Raw genomic sequence first — 18,940 nt, 5'->3', positions numbered from 1 at the left:
GGAAAAACAGGGGGAATGTCCAATTGAAAACGTTCCTTATTATATTGGTAGCGATTTCATTCCTGTCTGCCATTTTTACGGCCGGATACGAAGAAAAAGGGGAAAACTTTCGCGAGCAAGAACCGGAGTATTAAGTGCAAGCTTAACGTTCGAAAGATTTTTTTGTATCGGGCATCTTCCATGGGCAAAAGGGAGGATGTTCCCGAACCATTTTCGGCATTGGAGCTTTTCCGCAAACGAAAGGCCGGGAGATAAACCAGCCCGGCCCTTTGTCATTTTAATCCCGGATAATGCTGCTGCCGCAATGCTTCATACACAAGGATGGCGGCAGTATTGGAAAGGTTAAGCGACCGCACTTTGTCTGTCATCGGGATACGCAGGCAGCGGTCCTTATTTTTTTCAATCAAGTCATTCGGCAGCCCCGAGGTTTCCCGGCCGAACATGAAATATAAATTTTTGTCCGGATCGCTGAAGTCAAAATCCGTAAACGGCTTTTCGCCAAACGTCTCAATGTAGTAAATCTCGCCGTCCGCATTTTTTTCAAAAAATTCTTCCAGTGAATCATAATAGACAATATTCACATGCTTCCAATAATCCAGCCCGGCTCTTTTCAGCATTTTATCATCCGTTGAAAAGCCGAGCGGGCGGATCAGATGGAGCGTTGTCCCGGTCCCCGCGCAAGTGCGTGCAATATTACCTGTGTTGGCGGGAATTTCCGGCTGGTACAATACAACATGCAAGCTCAACATTTGTCACCTCGGGACTTATTATAACACGTTTCTCAACTGTCATCTTCAATGGTAAAAAACTTGTACCGGATATTCGGCGTATAGGCGGAAGAGTCTTCATATGTCCAGTACCGTTTGCGGCTATTGGTCGTATGGGCATTCACAAGCGGCATGCCGTAATAATCATAGCCCGTGACAATGAGCGTATGGTCAAACCGGCCGTCCCCCTGGAAATCGATACAAATAACGTCGCCGTACTTCAGCTCCTGCGGGGACGAAACTTCCTTTGCGCGCAAACCGGTTTTAGAATACTGCAGGTATGTCTTAAACGAGTGCGCAACCGTCCAGCTGTAACTCCAATTATTGTGCATCATCCACCAGCCCTTTGCCCTGTCCGGGTATCCGCGCATCGGTGCCCCGCCGGCGTGAAGGCATTGCGAGATAAAGTTCGTGCAGTCATCCGTGAACGATTTGTAAGCCGGATTAAAACGGTTCCACCACTTTTCCGCATACTGGACAGCTTTCATGCGGTCATACACATATGCGATCCGTTCGCCGCCGGATGAAACAGCTTTCTGCTCTTTATCATCCGGCTGAGGGCCGCGCCATTCCGGAATATCCGGCACAAGTTCTTCATCTTCATAAAGCCTTCCATCATAAAAAGATGCTTTTCTTTCCTCCACTGCTTCTTCGATGTAAAAAGCCGCTTTTTGTTTGATCATATATTGCATGTGCACCGTATAATAAAGAAAGTTGTGGCTTCCCTCCTGGTCAGCCCGGGTTACTTTTGCTTCCGCTTTCACCTTTACAATCCGGGCATCCCGATTTGAAAGCCCCGTCTTTTTTCGTTCAATGTCTTCAAATTCCCGCTCTGTTCCACGCCCGGTAAAGTGGGCAAGCCTGTTTTCAAGATGTGCCTGGATTTGTTCTTTCAATCAGAAACCCCCCTCTCTTCATCACTATATGATGAAAAAACGGGGGAAATCAGTGTGAAAGCGCAATGGCTCTTTTGTTTTGCTGAAAATTTGCGTTGGCTCTGCTTTTGGCACATAAAAAGCGGCAGCCGAAGGAACGGTCCCCGGGCTTTCTTAACGCAGCAACGGATTTTCACCCGCATCCACCAAAAGAAACAGCATCCCTGTCTATCCTAAAAATATGCGCCGGCTGGTTTTCATTCTCCTGCTGGTGCCGCGTTCACCGCGGCATGGGCTATTCGAAAAAGGCAAGGCCTTTTTCGATTTCATTGCGGGCATCCGGATCTTCTTCCTGTTCGCGTGCGGAAAGAAGTGCCGCTTTTGCTTCTTCCCCGCCGATTTTCCCAAGCGCCCAGCCAGCCGTCCCGCGAATAACCGGGCGCGGATCTTCCTGCAAAATCCGGATCAGTTCCGGTACCGCGCTTTCTTCCTTAAAATGGGCGAGCGCGATCATCGCATTTCGCTGGATCGGCTTTTTCCCGCGCCACGATCCTGCCATATGGCCGAACCGTTCTTTAAACGCGCGGTTGCTGAGGCGGAGAATCGGTTCCAGAAGAGGTTTGGCCGTTTCCGGTTCCGGCTCCATTTCCTCATGAAAATGAAAATCCATCCCTTTGTTTTTCGGACAGATGGTCTGGCACGAATCACAACCGTACACGCGGTTGCCGATCTTCCCTTTAAACTCATCCGGCAGGTAATCTTTTGTCTGCGTTAAAAAGCTGATGCACCGTTTCGCATTGAGCTGCCCGGCAGAAACAAGCGCGCCGGTCGGGCAGACGTCCAGGCATTTCCGGCAGTCCCCGCACTGGTCCTCGACAGGCGTATCCGGTTCAAACGGAATATTGGTAATCATTTCGCCTAAGTACACATAGGAACCAAATTCCGGTGTGATGATCGAACAATTTTTTCCGCTCCAGCCTATGCCGGCCCTCTCAGCTACCGCCCGGTCGGAGAGTTCCCCTGTATCGACCATTGATTTGCAGCGGGCCCCTTCCACTTTTTCTTTAAGAAAATCTTCCAGTTTCGAAAGCTTGTCCCTTAAAATGGTGTGATAGTCCTCCCCCCATGAAGCCCGGCAAAAGATCCCACGGCGTGCGCCTTTTTTCCCTTTCGGCGGATCTTTGATTTTTGACGGATAGGCGAGCGCAACGGCAATAATCGACTGGGGCGAATCAAAAATCAAAGAAGGATTCACCCTTTTTTCAATATCTTTTTCCTCAAAACCGGACTGGTAGCCGAGTTCCTGCTGGCGGATAAGGCGCTGCTTCAGCTCTGTAAACGGATCCGGAGAGGCAAAACCGATTTTATCGATCCCGATCTTTTTGCTGAAGGCAATGATTTCTTTTTTCAATTCGGCCGTATCCATAATTCACCTCCCAAAAAACAAACAATCTATATAAAAAACAAATAAGTATTGCTGCTTGTTGCCCATTGTAAAAAGCGCCATCATGCAAATGTAAAAATGATGGCCACAACAAAAACGCAGGTATCCTCCCCCGCTTTCCGGGTGAAACACTGCGCTCTTTCTTGCATACATCAAAACGATATGAACATTATATTAAAGACATCCGCTTCTGTAAAGGCGCCCGTTCAAACGCGGGATCCGATCTAAAAACCGTTGGCCCTTGTTACATTTTCCGCCAACAGGGTAATGCTATAGAAAGTAAACGGAAAGGGGGGTGGAAATTGTTCGGCGAAATCATAAAACTTACGCTCGGTTTTTTTGCAGTGATGAATCCGATCGGGAATATTCCGATCTTCATTTCATTAACTGGCGGATATTCCTTAAAGGATAAACGGAAAACCGCCCGCAAAGCGGTCATTGTTTCTTTTATCATATTAACGGTTTTTCTTTTGATTGGAAAATTATTGTTCGAGGTCTTCGGGATTACGATTCATGCGTTTCGCGTTGCAGGGGGGATATTAATCTTCGGGATTGCCTACAGCCTGCTGCACGCTAAAAATGCAAGATCGCAAAGCCCGCATCCGAATGAGCGGAAAGAAGTCGAAGCGCGAGATGACATTTCCGTTACACCGCTTGCCCTTCCGATCCTGGCCGGGCCCGGGACGATCGCAACTGTCATGGCGCAAACGTCTTCCCATTCCCTGCCAAATTTGGCAAGTGTTTTAGTCGGCTATACGATTGTGCTTGCTTTAACCTTTGTATTGTTTTATTATTCATCTTCGATTATTTCCAAACTCGGGCAAAGCGGCCTTAACATTATAACGAGGCTGATGGGGCTGATTCTAGCCGTCATGGCGGTTCAAATGATCGCAAGCGGCATCCACGGCCTGTTCCCGAAGCTGTAAAACAGTCCGCTTCCTTATGCGGAACATACGGATATCCGAAAGCCCTGTTCCGGTCCCGGGTGGTAAAAAATCTGGTCCATGGAAATTTGAAATACACGGCACAATATCCATACAAACGGGTATTGTGAACTACCCACCACTTATCAACCTTACGGTTTGATTGAAGTGGGGGCTTCTCGACTTATCGTTGCTTTTACTAGCCAACGAAAAAAAAGAAAATGGGATTCCAACTAGAACAGCCGCAATCTTAGAATTGTTGAGAAAAGGATTGGAAAAATAACTTTGGCTAAAGCCAACCGAAATTCATCTCCCACCTACTCATTGGTGCTATTCGCACCTTCACATTCCTTGAGGATGGGAGACTTCTTTCGGAAAGCCGTTAAAATCCAGTTCCTTTCCCATAGGTTGAAAAAACCGGTACCATATTCGGAAACAGCAGGTATTCCGCAAGCAAGGATTTAAAAATACAGCATAATTCCCAGGAACATACGGGGATCTGAAAGCCCCGTTCCTTTCCTCCGGGTTAAAAAAAGCCGGTGCCATGTGCCGGCATCGGCTTTTTTCAGCCCTGAAAGGCTTTGGTTAAGACCGGAACAATTTGTTTTTTCCGCGATACAACGCCTTTTAAAGTGGCCGTGTGGTTTTCCAGCTTGACATGATAGGCTTTTTCCACAATATCCGCCGATTTGCCGAGTGCAAGCGCGGCGGAATCGTTTGTTAAAATATCTGTTACAACAAACAGGAACAAATCAAGCCCTCTGTCTGCAATCTGCGCCTGGATCGCCTGTTCAATCTCCGCCTGTTTCACGAGCACGTCATTTGTATCAACGGCATTTACCTGGGCGATCATCACTTTATGGCCGGCCATATCAAATTCTTTGGAGTCAAGGGTAATCAGCTGTTCCACCGTTTTGTCACTTAAATCCGCGCCGGCTTTCAGCATTTCAAGGCCGTATGTATCTGCATCCACACCGGCAATTTCAGCCAGTTCTTTCGCCGCCTTCACATCTTCTTCCGTGCAAGTCGGGGATTTGAACAAAAGCGAGTCGGAGATGATCGCAGAAAGCATTAATCCGGCTGTTTCTTTGCTGATTTCCACACCGTTCTCTTTGTAAAGTTTCTTTAGAATGGTTGCTGTGCAGCCGACCGGTTCCGCACGGTAATAGAGCGGGTCGCTCGTTTCAAAATTGGCGATGCGATGGTGGTCAATGACTTCAAGGATACGCACGCTGCCAATGTCGTCCGCGCTTTGCTGGCGTTCATTATGGTCTACGAGAATGACATTTTCCACTTCGTTTGCAACCGTTTGGACAAGGCGCGGGGCTTCCCTGTGGAATGTTTCCAATACGAATTTCGTTTCATTGCTCAATTCTCCTAACCGGACCGCCTCCGCATCAACACCTAATTTTGTTTTTAACTCTGCATACGCAATCGCTGAACAAATCGCATCCGTATCCGGGTTTTTATGGCCGAAAACAAGTACCTTTTCCATTTCTTTGCTCCTTTTCTTAAAAAATATGACGGAAATCTGGCATAGACATTTCTATTATAAAACATTTCGGGAAAATTTTTAAACATTGTCCGCCGGATGGATGAGAAAAAATCGTAACGATCCGCTTTTGCCCGTCATACGATATACCGGTTGAAAGTGAGGAGGGAATCCAATGTTTGTCCATCCGTTTGATAATCATGCCGGTTTGAGAAACACACAGCCTGACGCCGGAAATCAGCAGGCAGTATGGCTCGCCCATCTGATCCGGGCAATAAACGGCGAATACAGCGCCATCGCCTGCTACGAGCAAATCGCAAGAAGAGCCCCGTCGGCTGAAGCCCGGAACATCATTATGGAAATCCGTGATGATGAAATTCGCCATTTCCACACATTTTCGCAGTTTTACACGAACCTCACAGGCAGAAGGCCGCAGCCGCAAATCAGCGAAGCCTGCCCTTCCACTTACAAAGGAGGGCTTGAATTTGCCGTGAAAGACGAACAAAACACGGTCGATTTTTACAGAGAATTGGCGCGTTCCGCAAATAGCCCTGCCATGAAGCAGGCGTTTCTTGAAGCGGCAAAAGACGAACAGCATCACGCCGTCTGGTTTCTTTATCTGCTCATCAATATCCGCTGACCGTGCGCTCAAACATCTTGAAAAACTGCCGGCTTTTTTTCAAGCCGGTTCCGCTTTATCCCCCCTTTCTGCCGCTAACCCATTTTACGATACAAAGCCTTTTTTCTGGATATTTTTACCCCTTTGTTTACAATACAAAATGCTGTTTAAAGCATAGGCATAGACTGCAAAAATCATGAAAGGGAGTTGGCAACATGAGAAAATACATCAAATGGCTGGCCGTGTTCAGCTTGCTGTTTGCTTTAACGGCATGCGGAAAAAATACGGACAACCAGAACGCTTCAAAATCCAATGACTTATACGACCAGATCAAATCAAAAGGCGTCCTTTTGATCGGAACAGAAGGAACGTACCCGCCATTTTCTTTCCATAAAAACGGGAAATTAACAGGCTACGATATTGATGTTGCGAAAGAAGTTGCAAAACGGCTCGGATTAAAAGCCGAATTTAAAGAAACACAGTGGGATGCCATGTTTGCCGGGCTCAATTCCAAACGGTTTGATATGATCGCAAACCAAGTCGGGATTCGCGCAGACCGCCAGAAAAAATATGATTTATCAACACCCTATACGATTTCAAAAGCCGTTGTCCTTGTCCGCAAAGACAATACGAACATCAAGTCCTTTGCTGATTTAAAAGGCAAAAAATCAGCCCAATCGCTTACAAGTAACTATGCTGATATTGCCAAGAAAAATGGCGCCAATATTGTAAGTGTGGAAGGATTTAACCAAGCGGTCCAGCTTTTGACTTCAAACCGTGTGGATGCCACCGTCAATGATTCCCTGACCTATCTGGACTACAAAAAGCAAAAACCGAATGCTGCCATTAAAGTTGCCGCTACAGCAAACGAGGCAAGCAAATCCGCTTTTTTGTTCCGGAAACATTCAGGGAAACTGACAGACAAAGTAAATGATGCTTTGAAAGATATGAAAAAAGACGGCACGTTAACAAAAATTTCAAAGAAATGGTTTGGTGAAGATGTTTCCCAATAACCTTGCGTTTATCAGCAGCGACCAGCTGCATTTGGTGCAAAGTTCCCTTCTGTCGATGCTGAAAGGAGCTTTGCATTATACGATTCCATTAACGATCATCACTTTCTGTATCGGTCTTGTGCTGGCACTCGCTACGGCGCTGGCACGTATTTCCGGCATTAAAATACTGGAATGGATTGCCCGAATCTATGTCTCAGCAATCCGCGGAACCCCGTTGCTTGTGCAATTATTTATCATTTTTTACGGGCTGCCGTCTGTGCACATTACCATTGGTTCTTTTCCAGCCGCCATTATCGGCTTTTCGCTCAATGTCGGCGCGTATGCATCAGAAGTGATCAGGGCAGCGATTTTGTCGATTCCAAAGGGACAATGGGAAGCAGCCTATTCGATCGGGATGAACTATGCGCAGGCTTTAAGAAGAATTGTGTTCCCGCAGGCTGTCCGCGTATCGGTGCCGCCACTTTCCAATACGTTTATCAGCCTTGTAAAAGATACATCTCTTGCTTCCTTGATTTTGGTGGCCGATCTGTTCCGTAAAGCCCAGGAAATTGCCTCCACCACTTATCAATTTATGCTGCTGTATGTCGAAGCCGCCTTTTTGTACTGGGTGATTTGTTTGATTCTCTCGATGATCCAGCAAAAATTGGAAGGCCGTTTTGATAAATACATCAGCAAGTAAGGAGGGACCTGTATGATTCGAATAGAAGGGTTACATAAACAATTCGGCAACCTTGAAGTGCTGAAAGGCATTGACTTAACCATTGAAAAAGGGAAAGTGATCGTCATCATCGGCCCGTCCGGTTCCGGCAAAACCACGCTGCTCCGCTGTATGAATGCCCTTGAAATTCCAAATCAAGGCAGGATACAGATCGATGATGTATCCGTTGACTTTTCCCAGCATCCCGGTAAAAAAGAACTCGCAGCTTTGCGGCAAAAATCCGGCATGGTTTTCCAACAGTACAATCTTTTCCCGCATAAAACGGTTCTCGAAAACGTGATTGAGGGACCGGTCATTGTAAAAAAGGAAAACCGCCAGGATGCAGCAAAAAAAGCGGAAATGCTGCTGGAAAAGGTGGCCTGCTTGATAAAAAAGAGGCGTATCCAGCAAGCCTTTCCGGCGGCCAGCAGCAGCGCGCCGGGATTGCGAGGGCGCTTGCAATGGAGCCGGAAGTGATGCTGTTTGACGAACCGACATCCGCACTGGATCCGGAACTTGTAAGCGGCGTGCTGAATGTGAGAGCTTGCTGAAGAAGGCATGACAATGGCCGTTGTGACACACGAAATGCGGTTTGCCCGCGAAGTTGCGGACAAGGTGATATTTATGGATGGCGGCGTCATCCTGGAGCAAGGCAAACCGGAAGAAGTGTTCCATCATCCAAAAAACGCACGGACCAAGCAATTCCTGCAGCTGATCCAAAGCTGACGGGCCGGAGCGGTTAATCCCATATTAAAAAGAGCTGCCTGAATAAAAGGCAGCTCTTTTTAATATTACTTGATTTTTTCAACAGAAAAAGGGGATACGGTGTGTGTGTCCACAACAGCAACCGGCACCTTTTCTTTTTTCTTTGACGTTAAGAAGGCGTACATGGCACCGACAAAGACGCCGCCGCCAATCATATTTCCGAGCGTTACCACGCCGAGGTTGTGCAAAATGCCAACGAGTGTAATCGTATCCGGGTGCGGGGCAGCAAGTGCGAGCGCGAACAGCACCATATTGGCAATGCTGTGTTCGTAGCCCGAAATGACGAAGCCAAACACGAGCAGCATCATCGAAGCGATTTTAGCCCCGTCCCCCTTTACGTTTATCGGAACCCAGAACCCTAAACAAACAAGCCAGTTACAAAGGATCGAACGGAAAAACATTTGGGCTGTTGTCAGGCTGATTTTCCCGCCCACAACCGACATTAAAAACTGGCTGTTATCCGAATCTGCATAGAGTCCGCTGTAATGGATAAACAGTGCGAAAATCGCCGCCCCCATCAAATTTCCGGCATACGTTGCCACCCAGTTTGTGAGCGCATCTTTCCAAGTTGTCGCTTTTTTTACCGTGCTCATCGTCATCATCATCGTATTGCCGGTAAATAGCTCGCCGCCGCCAAACATAATAAGCACGAGCGCTGCACCGAAAAATATGGAAGCCATAAAGGAAGTAACCGGAGACTTCGCATCAAAAAATGGCTCGGCAAGACGGTAACAAATAATAATGGCAAAACCGATAAACATACTTGCCAACACTGCTTTTGTCACATAACGAAGCAAGGATTCTTCCAGATATTTTTTCTTATTTAATGCCATTTGAACAACAGATTCAACGGCCTCGTACATAAACACCATCTCCAACATGAAAAAATATTTAATTGTGAACTATATCACAAATAACTGCCTTTCTATCATATCCCCTTTTTCCCTGTTTGTGTTTGTATATATTTTGAACGTTTATGAAGCGATTACAAAGGAAGGGGCTTTTGACAGCCATCATTACTGGTGTTCATTGGCTGCCAGTGCCTTATCAATTTGATCAGGGTTTTTTGGGGGCAAGTGAATGTAAATAATGGAATGGGAATATTGCTATTCAGTTATTTTTTGATGATCTATGTTATCATCAGCCTCCAGTCTCTTTTGGAAATGTTTTTAAATTCCTGCATTGCGTTTCTGATCGTCAATATTTATATCGTTTTTTCCTGCATTTCAATTAGTGAAAAAGGGCTGCCAAAGTATATTTATTATTTATCCCTTAGTAATTACGGAATGGGTTTCAAACAAAATTTAGGCAAAGCGAATAGCTTATATTACAAATATTTTAAATATTCATTACAGTATATTTATTTTACTCGTTTTAGAAGTTGCCATTCTAATTGCATCAGCGCTTAAAATTAAAAAAATGGATGTCATATAGGGGGGAATACCATGATCCAGCTTTTAAATGTAAGCAAAAAATTCAAGCTTACACGAAAAATATACCGCAACCGCTTTCATCTGGCTGTGTCTATTTTGTGAAATATTGATCATGTTACCAAATTACAAACTCCTTCCAAGAAAAATAATCATGTGAAAAACTGATCAATTTGTGTTATAACACGCTTTCATCGCATTTTTCTATTATATATCTACGGCCAAATGTTTTGAACATTCTTTGACAACTGCATTTTCCGGCCCTAAAATGTGAACGCTATCACTATCTTTTTAAAATTGCCCGTGCTAAAATGAAGGCGTAATAAGAAATGTTCACTATTTAACAAACAAACATCCAATTCTGAAGGCAGCTCATTAATAGGCTTAAAGGAGGCCAATTTAAAATGACTGAACAATTGCTGACAAAAGCACCGCTCTCTAAAAAACAATGGGAAGGCTTTAAAGGAGGAAACTGGCAAAAAGAAATCGACGTAAGGGACTTTATTTTGAAAAATGTAACCCCTTACGAAGGCGATGAAAGCTTCCTTGCCGGTCCGACTGAAGCCACTTTAAAATTATGGGACCAGGTCATGGAACTATCGAAACAGGAACGCGAAAAAGGTGGCGTCCTGGATATGGATACGAAAATTGTATCCACCATTACATCGCATGGCCCGGGGTATTTAAACAAAGAACTTGAAAAAATTGTCGGTTTCCAAACCGATAAACCGTTCAAACGTTCGATGATGCCGTTTGGCGGAATCCGGATGGCAGAAAGCGCCTTAAAATCTTACGGCTATGAAATTGATCCGGAAATCAAACATATTTTTACAGAATGGCGGAAAACCCATAACCAGGGTGTATTCGATGCCTACACGCCGGAAATCAAAGCTGCACGGCATGCAGGCATTGTAACCGGCCTTCCGGATGCTTACGGTCGCGGCCGCATTATCGGCGACTACCGGCGCGTTGCACTTTACGGGGTAGATTATTTAATTGAACAAAAGAAAAAAGATCTTGACTTAATCGGCTGCGGCTTGATGACAGAAGAAGTCATCCGCGAACGCGAAGAACATTCGGAACAAATCCGCGCATTGCAGGAATTGAAACAAATGGCACAAAGCTACGGATTCGATATTTCCGAACCGGCTTCAAACGCACGAGAAGCTTTCCAATGGCTGTATTTCGCGTATCTGGCTGCCATTAAGGAACAAAACGGCGCGGCCATGAGCCTTGGGCGCACATCCTCTTTCCTTGACATTTATATTGAAAGAGATTTGAAAAACGGCGTCTTGACTGAACGGGAAGCACAAGAACTCGTCGACCACTTTGTCATGAAACTCCGCCTCGTCAAATTTGCACGGACGGAAGAATATAATGAACTGTTCAGCGGCGACCCGACATGGGTAACAGAATCGATCGGCGGTATGGCTTTGGACGGCCGTACGCTCGTTACGAAAAACTCGTTCCGCTTCCTGAACACGCTCGACAACCTCGGCCCTGCGCCGGAACCGAACCTGACCGTGCTCTGGTCGACGAAACTGCCGGATAAATGGAAACAATATTGCGCGAAAATGTCGATCAAGACGAGCGCCATCCAGTACGAAAACGACGACTTAATGCGTGAAGAATACGGCGATGATTACGGCATTGCCTGCTGTGTATCGGCGATGCGGATCGGCAAACAAATGCAATTCTTCGGCGCCCGCGCCAACCTGGCAAAAGCTTTGCTATATGCGATTAACGGCGGCGTTGATGAACGGTATAAAATGCAAGTCGCACCTCCGTTCCAGCCGATCACTTCGGAATATCTCAATTACGATGAAGTAATGGAAAAATACGACCGGATGCTTGACTGGCTTGCAGGCGTTTATATCAATGCTTTAAACATCATCCATTATATGCATGACAAATACAGCTACGAACGGCTTGAAATGGCATTGCATGACCGCAATGTACTGCGCACGATGGCTTGCGGCGTTGCCGGCTTGTCTGTTGCGGCCGACTCTCTAAGCGCCATCAAATATGCGAAAGTAAAAGTCATCCGTGACGAAGATGGCCTTGCCGTTGACTATGAAGTCGAAGGCGATTATCCGAAATACGGCAACAATGATGACCGCGTCGACCAAATTGCCGTCAATCTCGTCAAATCGTTTATGCAAAAACTGCAAAAATATCCGACTTACCGGAACGCTGTCCATACTTCTTCGATCCTGACGATTACATCGAACGTCGTATACGGCAAGAAAACAGGAAGCACACCGGACGGCCGGAAAGCAGGCGAACCGTTCGCCCCTGGCGCAAACCCGATGCACGGCCGCGATTCGCACGGCGCAGTCGCATCGTTGACATCTGTTGCGAAACTGCCTTATAAATATTCGCTTGACGGCATTTCCAACACTTTCTCGATTGTCCCGGAAGCGCTCGGACACGAAGAAGAAACACAGGTCTCCAACCTGGACGGCATGCTGGATGGCTATATGGCGAAAAAAGCGCACCACTTAAACGTCAACGTCCTGCATCGCGAAACATTGCTGGATGCGATGGATCATCCGGAAAAATATCCGCAATTGACGATCCGTGTATCGGGATATGCGGTAAACTTCATCAAATTGACAAGGGAACAACAGCTTGAAGTCATTAACCGGACGTTCCATGAAATGATGTAAACTGATTCGGGCGGCATGCCCCCTCCCCCCTATTTAACACTTAACTTATGGGGAATCTATATAGAAGGATTTGATTGAGATGAACATGACAACGCGCATTCATTCCACTGAATCATTTGGCACGGTTGACGGGCCCGGCATCCGCTATGTCGTATTTACGCAAGGCTGCCCGCTGCGCTGCAAATTTTGCCATAACCCGGATACGTGGAAAATCAATGAAGGCAATGAAATGAGCGTCGAAGAGATTATGAGTGATGTGCGCGATTACCTGCCTTTTATTGAAGCTTCCCACGGCGGCATTACAGTGAGCGGCGGCGAACCGCTTTTGCACCTCGATTTTCTGATCGAATTGTTTAAAGCGTGCAAAGAAATTGGCGTCCATACTGCCATTGACACAGCAGGCGGATGTTTCTCGCGCAGCCCGCGGTTTATGGAAAAACTGGATGAATTGATGGAATATACAAATCTTGTATTGCTGGACATCAAGCATATTGACCCGGAAAAGCATAAATGGCTCACCGGCATGTCAAATGAGCATATTCTCGATTTCGCCGGGTATCTCGCTGACAAGCATATTCCGGTCTGGATCCGCCATGTGCTCGTTCCCGGCTTCGATTCTGAAGAAGATTTGCAAAAAACATCTGATTTTATCCATTCCCTGCCAAACGTTGAAAAAATCGAAATCCTTCCGTACCATAAGTTAGGTGTCTACAAATATGAGGCGCTCGGCATTGACTACCCCCTCAAAGGTGTCGAACCGCCGACAAAAGAACAAGTTGCACATGCAGAACAGATTTTGAAAAGGGAATTGCAGTAAAAAAGTGCCGGCTGCCCGCCGGCGCTTTTTTTTATTCTTCCTAAAGAACGATACAACGTTCAGAAAGCGTGGAAAAGTGTTCGCCTTCTGTCTATCCTAAAAAATTGCCCGAATTTTTCATCCTTCTGCTGGTGCTGCATGCATGCGGCAAGATAGCGGCAAAAATATCCGGCGCCTTCCTTCGCTTTAAGCACGCCTGCGCTAAGCTTCGCTGATGATACGCTACCGCCCGCGCGCAACGGCTGCAGCACCATGCTGCAAAAGTGCATCATCCCAAATTTCCAGGATTGCCTCTGGAGAAAGCTTTTCCCAATTGCAACAGTTCATGCGCAAGCTTTCGGATGCGTGCCTGGATATCGGTATTGATGATTTCATTGTCCTCATTAAAATCATCATTGTGAATAAAAACATTGCGGACCGCACAGGTGGCCTTTAAAAAGGTTAATACCGGTTTCAGCTGGTATTCAGCAACAAGAAAATGTTTGTCCGAGCCGCCGTTCATCACAATACCGCATACTTTGGACTGAAAAGCATCGCGGTGCAAATGGTCGAGCAGATTTTTCAAAGCGCCTGTAATGGACACCTGGTATACCGGCGAGCCAAAAACAAGGATATCCGCTTCCAGCATTTTATTAACGGCCGCAATCGTATCATCATTGTAATAAGAAAGTGGAAACCCTCTTGCAAACTCCACTTCATAATCTTTTAAATCGAGCAGTTCAGTTTCCGCTTCCGAATCTTCCGCTTTAATTGCCATAAGCACCTCATATACACCAATGGAGGTCTTCTCACCGGTAAGCGAGCCGGATATACCTAAAATTTTCACCGTTTCCACTTCCTGATGTCATTTGAAATTTTCCTTAATATATGCCGCTTCTTCAGAAGGCGTCAACCGCCGCTCCGCTTTTCCGATGTTGCCTTTCTGGTAAGCCCAAATCTCATTATGGGCCTTCACCGCATTGCTGAAATCGCCTTTTTTCCACGGTTTTAATATACCGAGCAGCATATCCTGCAGTTCTGTATCCGCAAAAGTTTGATTGCTGATCGCCGAATACAGGGCGTCCACCTTTTCTTCTGTGATTTCGGAAGCTCCCCATTTTTCATTTGCCGCCACTTTTTGATGCGTCATATTATGTACTTCCTGCACCAATTCTTCTTCGTTCATGCTTTTGTATGCCGAAAGTTTGCGCTCAGGCGTCTTCTGGCGGAAACTTGCCTGTATAACCGCTTTTGCAGCCGTCTCTTCCTCTGCAGCCGGTTTTTTCGAAGGTGCTGCCTCCGTTGCAATTGCTTCTCCTTTGTTAAAGTAAAAATACGTGACACCTGCAATAAACATAAACACAGCAATCCCCATCCCAACGATAAACCGTTGAAACACAGCATCTCCCCCTTTGCTTATCATACGAAATTCGCGCTGTCCCGTAAAAAATCCTGCTTTATCATTGTATTAATGCAGCGAAAAAATTTTACCGGAAATTGGCGGAATTCCGTTTTTCTTAATAAACATCCCGTTGCGTAAACACAACAAAAGACACCATAAGCGAAAGAAAAAGCCATACAAGCAGCACAGCAACCGAAAATCCGAGCGTCATGCCTTCAACAGGCGGGCTTGTGCCGTTGAGATAATTCGTCAGCTGCAAATTCACCATAAACAAATATTTTGCGCTTGGCCAGGCCGATACCATGTTGGTCAAAATCGCGCCGGCAATCAATGAGGATAACATAATCCCCATTACGGCGGCCGTGCTGCGCAACAGGACAGAAAGCATAAACGTGAGGCTGCCTGAAACGACGCAGACAAACCAGGCAAGGCCGAACGCCATGAGCAAATATTTCCATTGCGGGACAGCATGCACATGTGCAGTAAGGAGCTCGTCCCCTTTTATCGTAAAACCGGTAAGCATTGGCATGTTCCAGCCGCGGTAGCCGAATACTATTCCGGAAATGGCATAGGTAAAAACGGCTGTGCACAGCAAAATAAACGAAACGGACAGCAGCATGGCAATGTATTTGCTAAGCAGGATGCGCCATCTTTTCACGGGGCGCGTCAGCAATAATTTGATTGTCCCGCTGCCCGCCTCGGCAGACACGATATCGCTCGCCGCCACCATGACGAACAGCGGCAAAAGCATCCCGATCGCATTTTCAATAAATACCCGCATAAACGTCGGGGCGCCCGGCGCGTTCGGATTGATGTTATGGTTGAGATAATATTGTTCCTGGCTCAATGTCATACGCAAATATTTTTTGAAATCATCGGAAAGGCTTGCCGATCCAAGCCGGTTTTGCGTATCGACAATTTGTTTCTGGAGCTGCACCCGCCAGTCGCTTGTCCCGATTTTTTCCTGCAGCGCTTTTGATTCTTTGTACTGCGCGTAGGTAAAAATGGGAACAAGGCAGGCGATAATCAGGATAATAACAAGAATCCGCTTTTTCTTCCAAAGCTTCAGCTGTTCATTGTATATGAGTCGGATCATTTTTTCCTGCCCCCTGTCAGTTCCAAAAACAAATCTTCCAGCGCCGGCAGCACGGCTTTTATTTCTTTTACCCGGACCCCGTTTTGCACGAGCATCTCGTTCCATAAAGCATTTTTTTCTTCATCATATGGGGTGATAAGGAGGCCGTCTTCCCCCTCTGCCACCTGTGTTTCCGCCTGAAGCAAGGTGCGCGCTTTTTCTGCCGGGACTGCTTTCCAAAAGGTGCGCGCTTTTTCGGAAAGCAGCTCATGTACATTCCCGGTGCGGACCACCCGGCCGTTATGGATAATGGCCACCTTGTCGCACATCAGCTGCACCTCGCTTAACAAATGCGAAGAAACGAGGACGCTTAAATGCTCTTTTTCAGCAAGCGACCGGATAAACTCGCGCATTTCCCGGATGCCTGCCGGGTCAAGCCCGTTTGTCGGTTCATCAAGAATCAAAAGCTTCGGGTTCCCAAGGAGCGCCTGGGCAATGCCAAGCCTTTGCCGCATGCCGAGAGAGTATGTTTTCACTTTATCATGGATCCGGCTGCTTAAGCCAACGAGCGCTGCCACTTCATCCAGCCTGTTTTTCGGAATGGACGGATCCATCCGCGCAAAATAGGCAAGGTTTTCATAGCCGGTCAAAAACGGGTACATCTCCGGATTTTCGACAATGCAGCCGAGATTTTTCATTGCTTCCGTAAACTCGGTCCGGACGTTTTTTCCGCCAATGAAAATTTTTCCCGAAGTCGGGCGGATCAGGCCTGTCAGCATCCGGATCGTTGTTGTCTTCCCTGCCCCGTTCGGACCGAGAAACCCGAACACCTCTCCCGGCATTACTTCAAAACTGATGCCTTTGATGATTTCTTTCCTGCCAATTTTTTTCCTTACATTGAGCACCTTAAGTGCGGGAATAGCCGTCATTTCGCTTTCTCCTCCCGGAAATGGATCAGGGAAGCAACACGCTCTCCGATCAGTTGATAACCGGCCATATTCGGATGGAATTTGTCACTGTACAAATAGTCGTTCACATTCAGTTCAAAAAGGTCAAATGTCGGCACATAGACCACCTTTGGAAAATCAGCTGCGACGGAAGCCGAATCAAAATTCCATTTCCGGACGATCGCAGAGGTGGTTTTCGCCTGAGACAGATCAATAAAAGGATTATACAGCCCGACGTGATAGACGGTTGCCGTTTTGTTTACCGCCCGGATCCCTGCATAGATCTGTTTTAAATGGACCAAATAAGGCTTTTCCAACTTTTCGATATAAGCGTTATCCAAATGGCCAAGCGCCTCCCCGCCTGCAAACAAATCATTACCGCCGATCGTCAGCAAAATGATATCCGCACTCCGGAGTTCACGTTTGATTTGCGGCTGTTTGATCTGTTCCAGCAGCCCGCTTGATGTAAGCCCTTTGATCCCATTGTTTTGCAACAGAACAGCCTTCTTTGTTTTTTTCTTTACCTCATCCGCAGTATAACCGGCATACCCCTTTCCGGCTGTATCCCCCGTCCCCCTTGTCAGCGAGTCGCCGATTGCTGTAATCGTGATCTCGTTTGTATTGCCCGCTTTTTTCGTGTTTTTGCCAGTTCCGGTATTTTCCGTCTTTACGCCGGTATTCGCCTGCTGGTCTTCAAAAACCATCCACAGGCCGGCCAGAAACAACAGTGCTGACACGGCGGAAACAATGGAGATGGCAGAAATTAAATGCTTCTTCATTTCGCTATTCCTTTCTTTTCTGTTTGTAACTTAAAGGATAGCAAAGGAAGCGGACTTTTTAAAATCGCGCGCTCTTCTTTTTAGGCCGGTTTTTTTCCGGGTTCTGCCGTTATCCCGGTGCAAATCATCAAAGAAAGTGCCCGCGGCTGCCTTTCCGGCAAAAAGCGGCCTTGCACACGATGGCTCTTAAAATAAGCAACAGGAAGATAGTCCAACGGTTTTCGTACCAGTACACAACCCCTTGTCTTGTTCTACTGCCCCATCCTTTGAATATGTATGAAGTGACCAATAGGATGGAGGATGCGGCTATGCAGTATTATTATGGGAATCAAATGACTCTTCGTGTACTGGATGAGGCTGAGTTTTAGAAACACCAGGAAGAAGAACATACGATTGTGATCCGGGAGCTTGTCAGAAATCTTGAGCAAAAATATGTGGAGGCATTACAGGGATGGGAAAAAGCTTTTTCAGAGGCACATCATCGCGTAATAAGGTATATTGAGACGGTGAATCGTTCAAACGGACAAGTTTCTCAGGCACTCTACCAGGATATTTTGCAACTCACCCAATTTTGCTTACAGCAGAGTGAACAATTTATCCGGTTTTGCCGCACGCTTATGGAAGCAAGTGAACCGATCAGCACCAACCCGACAGCTAAAGTGGTGTTGAACCATATTATTATAGAATCAGAGTACTTTATAGGCGTGGCCCAGACGATTTTGTACCAGCAGTAATTCCAGCTTCGTTTAAGGCGGTAACACCCTGTTCTGTTAAAACAGGCAGGTAGTAAACCGGGATGGTATTCTTTTCCGGCACCCCGGTCCCCTCCTTCACACGATCGAAGGAGGGGGTCTCATTTTATGGGCTGTAACTTCTTTTCTTTCACTCTTCCTTTTCCCCCAAAACTGCACACGGATCGCGGGCCTCATTTTTTCAACCCGGCACGCAGAACGAATAAAAAAGGGCTCCCACAATGTGAGAACCCTGATTTTTACACGATACCGGTGGTCGGGGTCGAACCGACACTCCCGAAGGAACACGATTTTGAGTCGTGCGCGTCTGCCAATTCCGCCACACCGGCATATCATTGAATTCGTGACAAACATCACTATTCTATTATATACAGAATTGAAAAAATGTCAATCCGTGCCGGGCTGTAGTATGTGTCAAGTTTTTCTCGACAAGGTTTAAATATCGGGTATTCCAAGACACTCTTTTTGTACACTTTCGGCTACCGTGCTTTACTT

General features: G+C 46.5%; 18 protein-coding genes, 1 tRNA gene and 2 pseudogenes. 10 read left to right on the top strand and 11 right to left on the bottom strand.

Translation table 11 applies throughout. The features are described from left to right. Positions 1-272 precede the first annotated feature (272 nt). The 3 genes from trmL to queG all read right to left on the bottom strand — a co-directional run bounded on the left by trmL (position 273) and on the right by queG (position 3,068). Complete coding sequence (gene trmL, locus IC21_RS04780) at positions 273-746, bottom strand: tRNA (uridine(34)/cytosine(34)/5-carboxymethylaminomethyluridine(34)-2'-O)-methyltransferase TrmL (protein ID WP_026104866.1); 474 nt, start codon at positions 744-746, stop codon at positions 273-275. Positions 747-781: 35 nt separating this feature from the next. Further along, on the bottom strand, positions 782-1,663 hold the full coding sequence (locus tag IC21_RS04775) for an amidase domain-containing protein (RefSeq protein WP_017554412.1): 882 nt from the start codon (positions 1,661-1,663) through the stop codon (positions 782-784). Positions 1,664-1,937: 274 nt separating this feature from the next. Beyond that, positions 1,938-3,068, bottom strand: a complete 1,131-nt coding sequence (gene queG, locus IC21_RS04770) for a tRNA epoxyqueuosine(34) reductase QueG (RefSeq protein ID WP_029142214.1) — start codon at positions 3,066-3,068, stop codon at positions 1,938-1,940. A gap of 320 nt (positions 3,069-3,388) precedes the next feature. On the opposite strand from queG, the gene IC21_RS04765 reads away from it, so the two are divergent. After that, positions 3,389-4,012 (top strand): MarC family protein, encoded by a 624-nt coding sequence (locus IC21_RS04765; protein ID WP_017554411.1) that lies wholly within the window; start codon positions 3,389-3,391, stop codon positions 4,010-4,012. Between the two features lie 562 nt (positions 4,013-4,574). Here IC21_RS04765 and IC21_RS04760 read toward each other — a convergent pair. Then, a complete protein-coding gene (locus tag IC21_RS04760; protein WP_013860225.1) occupies positions 4,575-5,504 on the bottom strand; it encodes a manganese-dependent inorganic pyrophosphatase in 930 nt (309 codons plus the stop codon). Positions 5,505-5,676: 172 nt separating this feature from the next. On the opposite strand from IC21_RS04760, the gene IC21_RS04755 reads away from it, so the two are divergent. The 5 genes and pseudogenes from IC21_RS04755 to IC21_RS17680 all read left to right on the top strand — a co-directional run bounded on the left by IC21_RS04755 (position 5,677) and on the right by IC21_RS17680 (position 8,556). Continuing rightward, the gene (locus IC21_RS04755; RefSeq protein WP_017554409.1) at positions 5,677-6,141 is read left to right on the top strand and encodes a ferritin-like domain-containing protein; all 465 of its coding nucleotides are present in this window, start codon (positions 5,677-5,679) and stop codon (positions 6,139-6,141) included. Between the two features lie 194 nt (positions 6,142-6,335). Next, positions 6,336-7,133: an amino acid ABC transporter substrate-binding protein gene (locus IC21_RS04750; RefSeq protein ID WP_029142792.1), complete on the top strand. Its 798-nt coding sequence runs from the start codon at positions 6,336-6,338 to the stop codon at positions 7,131-7,133. Next, complete coding sequence (locus IC21_RS04745; RefSeq protein ID WP_029142793.1) at positions 7,120-7,812, top strand: amino acid ABC transporter permease; 693 nt, start codon at positions 7,120-7,122, stop codon at positions 7,810-7,812. The genes IC21_RS04750 and IC21_RS04745 overlap by 14 nt, the downstream gene beginning before the upstream one ends. 12 nt (positions 7,813-7,824) lie before the next feature. Then, positions 7,825-8,270, top strand: a pseudogene (locus IC21_RS17685) (ATP-binding cassette domain-containing protein); the annotation flags it as partial. Positions 8,271-8,394: 124 nt separating this feature from the next. Further along, a complete protein-coding gene (locus tag IC21_RS17680; RefSeq protein ID WP_328005523.1) occupies positions 8,395-8,556 on the top strand; it encodes an ATP-binding cassette domain-containing protein in 162 nt (53 codons plus the stop codon). 65 nt (positions 8,557-8,621) lie between these two features. Here IC21_RS17680 and IC21_RS04735 read toward each other — a convergent pair whose 3' ends face one another. Next, on the bottom strand, positions 8,622-9,458 hold the full coding sequence (locus IC21_RS04735; protein WP_029142794.1) for a formate/nitrite transporter family protein: 837 nt from the start codon (positions 9,456-9,458) through the stop codon (positions 8,622-8,624). Positions 9,459-9,617: 159 nt separating this feature from the next. On the opposite strand from IC21_RS04735, the gene IC21_RS17675 reads away from it, so the two are divergent. The 3 genes from IC21_RS17675 (at position 9,618) to pflA (ending at position 13,511) form a co-directional block, all read left to right on the top strand. Then, complete coding sequence (locus tag IC21_RS17675; protein WP_367593424.1) at positions 9,618-10,004, top strand: DUF2705 family protein; 387 nt, start codon at positions 9,618-9,620, stop codon at positions 10,002-10,004. Positions 10,005-10,429: 425 nt separating this feature from the next. Then, complete coding sequence (gene pflB / locus IC21_RS04730; RefSeq protein ID WP_013860232.1) at positions 10,430-12,694, top strand: formate C-acetyltransferase; 2,265 nt, start codon at positions 10,430-10,432, stop codon at positions 12,692-12,694. 79 nt (positions 12,695-12,773) lie between these two features. Further along, on the top strand, positions 12,774-13,511 hold the full coding sequence (pflA, locus tag IC21_RS04725) for a pyruvate formate-lyase-activating protein (protein WP_029142795.1): 738 nt from the start codon (positions 12,774-12,776) through the stop codon (positions 13,509-13,511). 268 nt (positions 13,512-13,779) lie between these two features. Here the strand turns inward: pflA and IC21_RS04715 are convergent, their stop codons facing one another. The 5 genes from IC21_RS04715 to IC21_RS04695 all read right to left on the bottom strand — a co-directional run bounded on the left by IC21_RS04715 (position 13,780) and on the right by IC21_RS04695 (position 17,693). Then, complete coding sequence (locus IC21_RS04715) at positions 13,780-14,337, bottom strand: NADPH-dependent FMN reductase (RefSeq protein ID WP_029142796.1); 558 nt, start codon at positions 14,335-14,337, stop codon at positions 13,780-13,782. A gap of 18 nt (positions 14,338-14,355) precedes the next feature. Next, a complete protein-coding gene (locus tag IC21_RS04710; RefSeq protein ID WP_029142797.1) occupies positions 14,356-14,889 on the bottom strand; it encodes a DUF6241 domain-containing protein in 534 nt (177 codons plus the stop codon). 118 nt (positions 14,890-15,007) lie between these two features. Next, complete coding sequence (locus IC21_RS04705; RefSeq protein WP_029142798.1) at positions 15,008-15,988, bottom strand: DUF2705 family protein; 981 nt, start codon at positions 15,986-15,988, stop codon at positions 15,008-15,010. Continuing rightward, entirely contained in the window at positions 15,985-16,896 is a 912-nt protein-coding gene (locus IC21_RS04700) for an ABC transporter ATP-binding protein (RefSeq protein WP_013860237.1), read from the bottom strand. The genes IC21_RS04705 and IC21_RS04700 overlap by 4 nt, the downstream gene beginning before the upstream one ends. Next, positions 16,893-17,693, bottom strand: a complete 801-nt coding sequence (locus IC21_RS04695) for a GDSL-type esterase/lipase family protein (protein WP_029142799.1) — start codon at positions 17,691-17,693, stop codon at positions 16,893-16,895. Before IC21_RS04695 ends, IC21_RS04700 begins: the two co-directional genes overlap by 4 nt. Before the next feature lie 308 nt (positions 17,694-18,001). On the opposite strand from IC21_RS04695, the pseudogene IC21_RS04690 reads away from it, so the two are divergent. Further along, positions 18,002-18,427: pseudogene (locus tag IC21_RS04690) on the top strand (DUF2935 domain-containing protein). Positions 18,428-18,692: 265 nt separating this feature from the next. Here the strand turns inward: IC21_RS04690 and IC21_RS04685 are convergent. Beyond that, a tRNA-Leu gene (locus IC21_RS04685) sits at positions 18,693-18,774 on the bottom strand. Positions 18,775-18,940 lie beyond the last annotated feature (166 nt).

Source organism: Heyndrickxia coagulans DSM 1 = ATCC 7050 (assembly GCF_000290615.1).
Taxonomy (GTDB): domain Bacteria; phylum Bacillota; class Bacilli; order Bacillales; family Bacillaceae_C; genus Weizmannia; species Weizmannia coagulans.
The sequence above is the reverse complement of the archived record's forward strand: the minus strand, read 5'-3'. Positions and strand labels throughout refer to the sequence as shown.

Coding starts and splice junctions, on each gene's coding strand:
- IC21_RS04705 (WP_029142798.1), bottom strand. CDS start 15,988: ATGATCCGACTCATATACAATGAACAGCTGAAGCTTTGGAAGAAAAAG.
- IC21_RS04750 (WP_029142792.1), top strand. CDS start 6,336: ATGAGAAAATACATCAAATGGCTGGCCGTGTTCAGCTTGCTGTTTGCT.
- queG (WP_029142214.1), bottom strand. CDS start 3,068: ATGGATACGGCCGAATTGAAAAAAGAAATCATTGCCTTCAGCAAAAAG.
- IC21_RS04760 (WP_013860225.1), bottom strand. CDS start 5,504: ATGGAAAAGGTACTTGTTTTCGGCCATAAAAACCCGGATACGGATGCG.
- pflB (WP_013860232.1), top strand. CDS start 10,430: ATGACTGAACAATTGCTGACAAAAGCACCGCTCTCTAAAAAACAATGG.
- IC21_RS04700 (WP_013860237.1), bottom strand. CDS start 16,896: ATGACGGCTATTCCCGCACTTAAGGTGCTCAATGTAAGGAAAAAAATT.
- pflA (WP_029142795.1), top strand. CDS start 12,774: ATGAACATGACAACGCGCATTCATTCCACTGAATCATTTGGCACGGTT.
- IC21_RS04745 (WP_029142793.1), top strand. CDS start 7,120: ATGTTTCCCAATAACCTTGCGTTTATCAGCAGCGACCAGCTGCATTTG.
- IC21_RS17680 (WP_328005523.1), top strand. CDS start 8,395: ATGGCCGTTGTGACACACGAAATGCGGTTTGCCCGCGAAGTTGCGGAC.
- IC21_RS04735 (WP_029142794.1), bottom strand. CDS start 9,458: ATGTACGAGGCCGTTGAATCTGTTGTTCAAATGGCATTAAATAAGAAA.
- IC21_RS04755 (WP_017554409.1), top strand. CDS start 5,677: ATGTTTGTCCATCCGTTTGATAATCATGCCGGTTTGAGAAACACACAG.
- IC21_RS04695 (WP_029142799.1), bottom strand. CDS start 17,693: ATGAAGAAGCATTTAATTTCTGCCATCTCCATTGTTTCCGCCGTGTCA.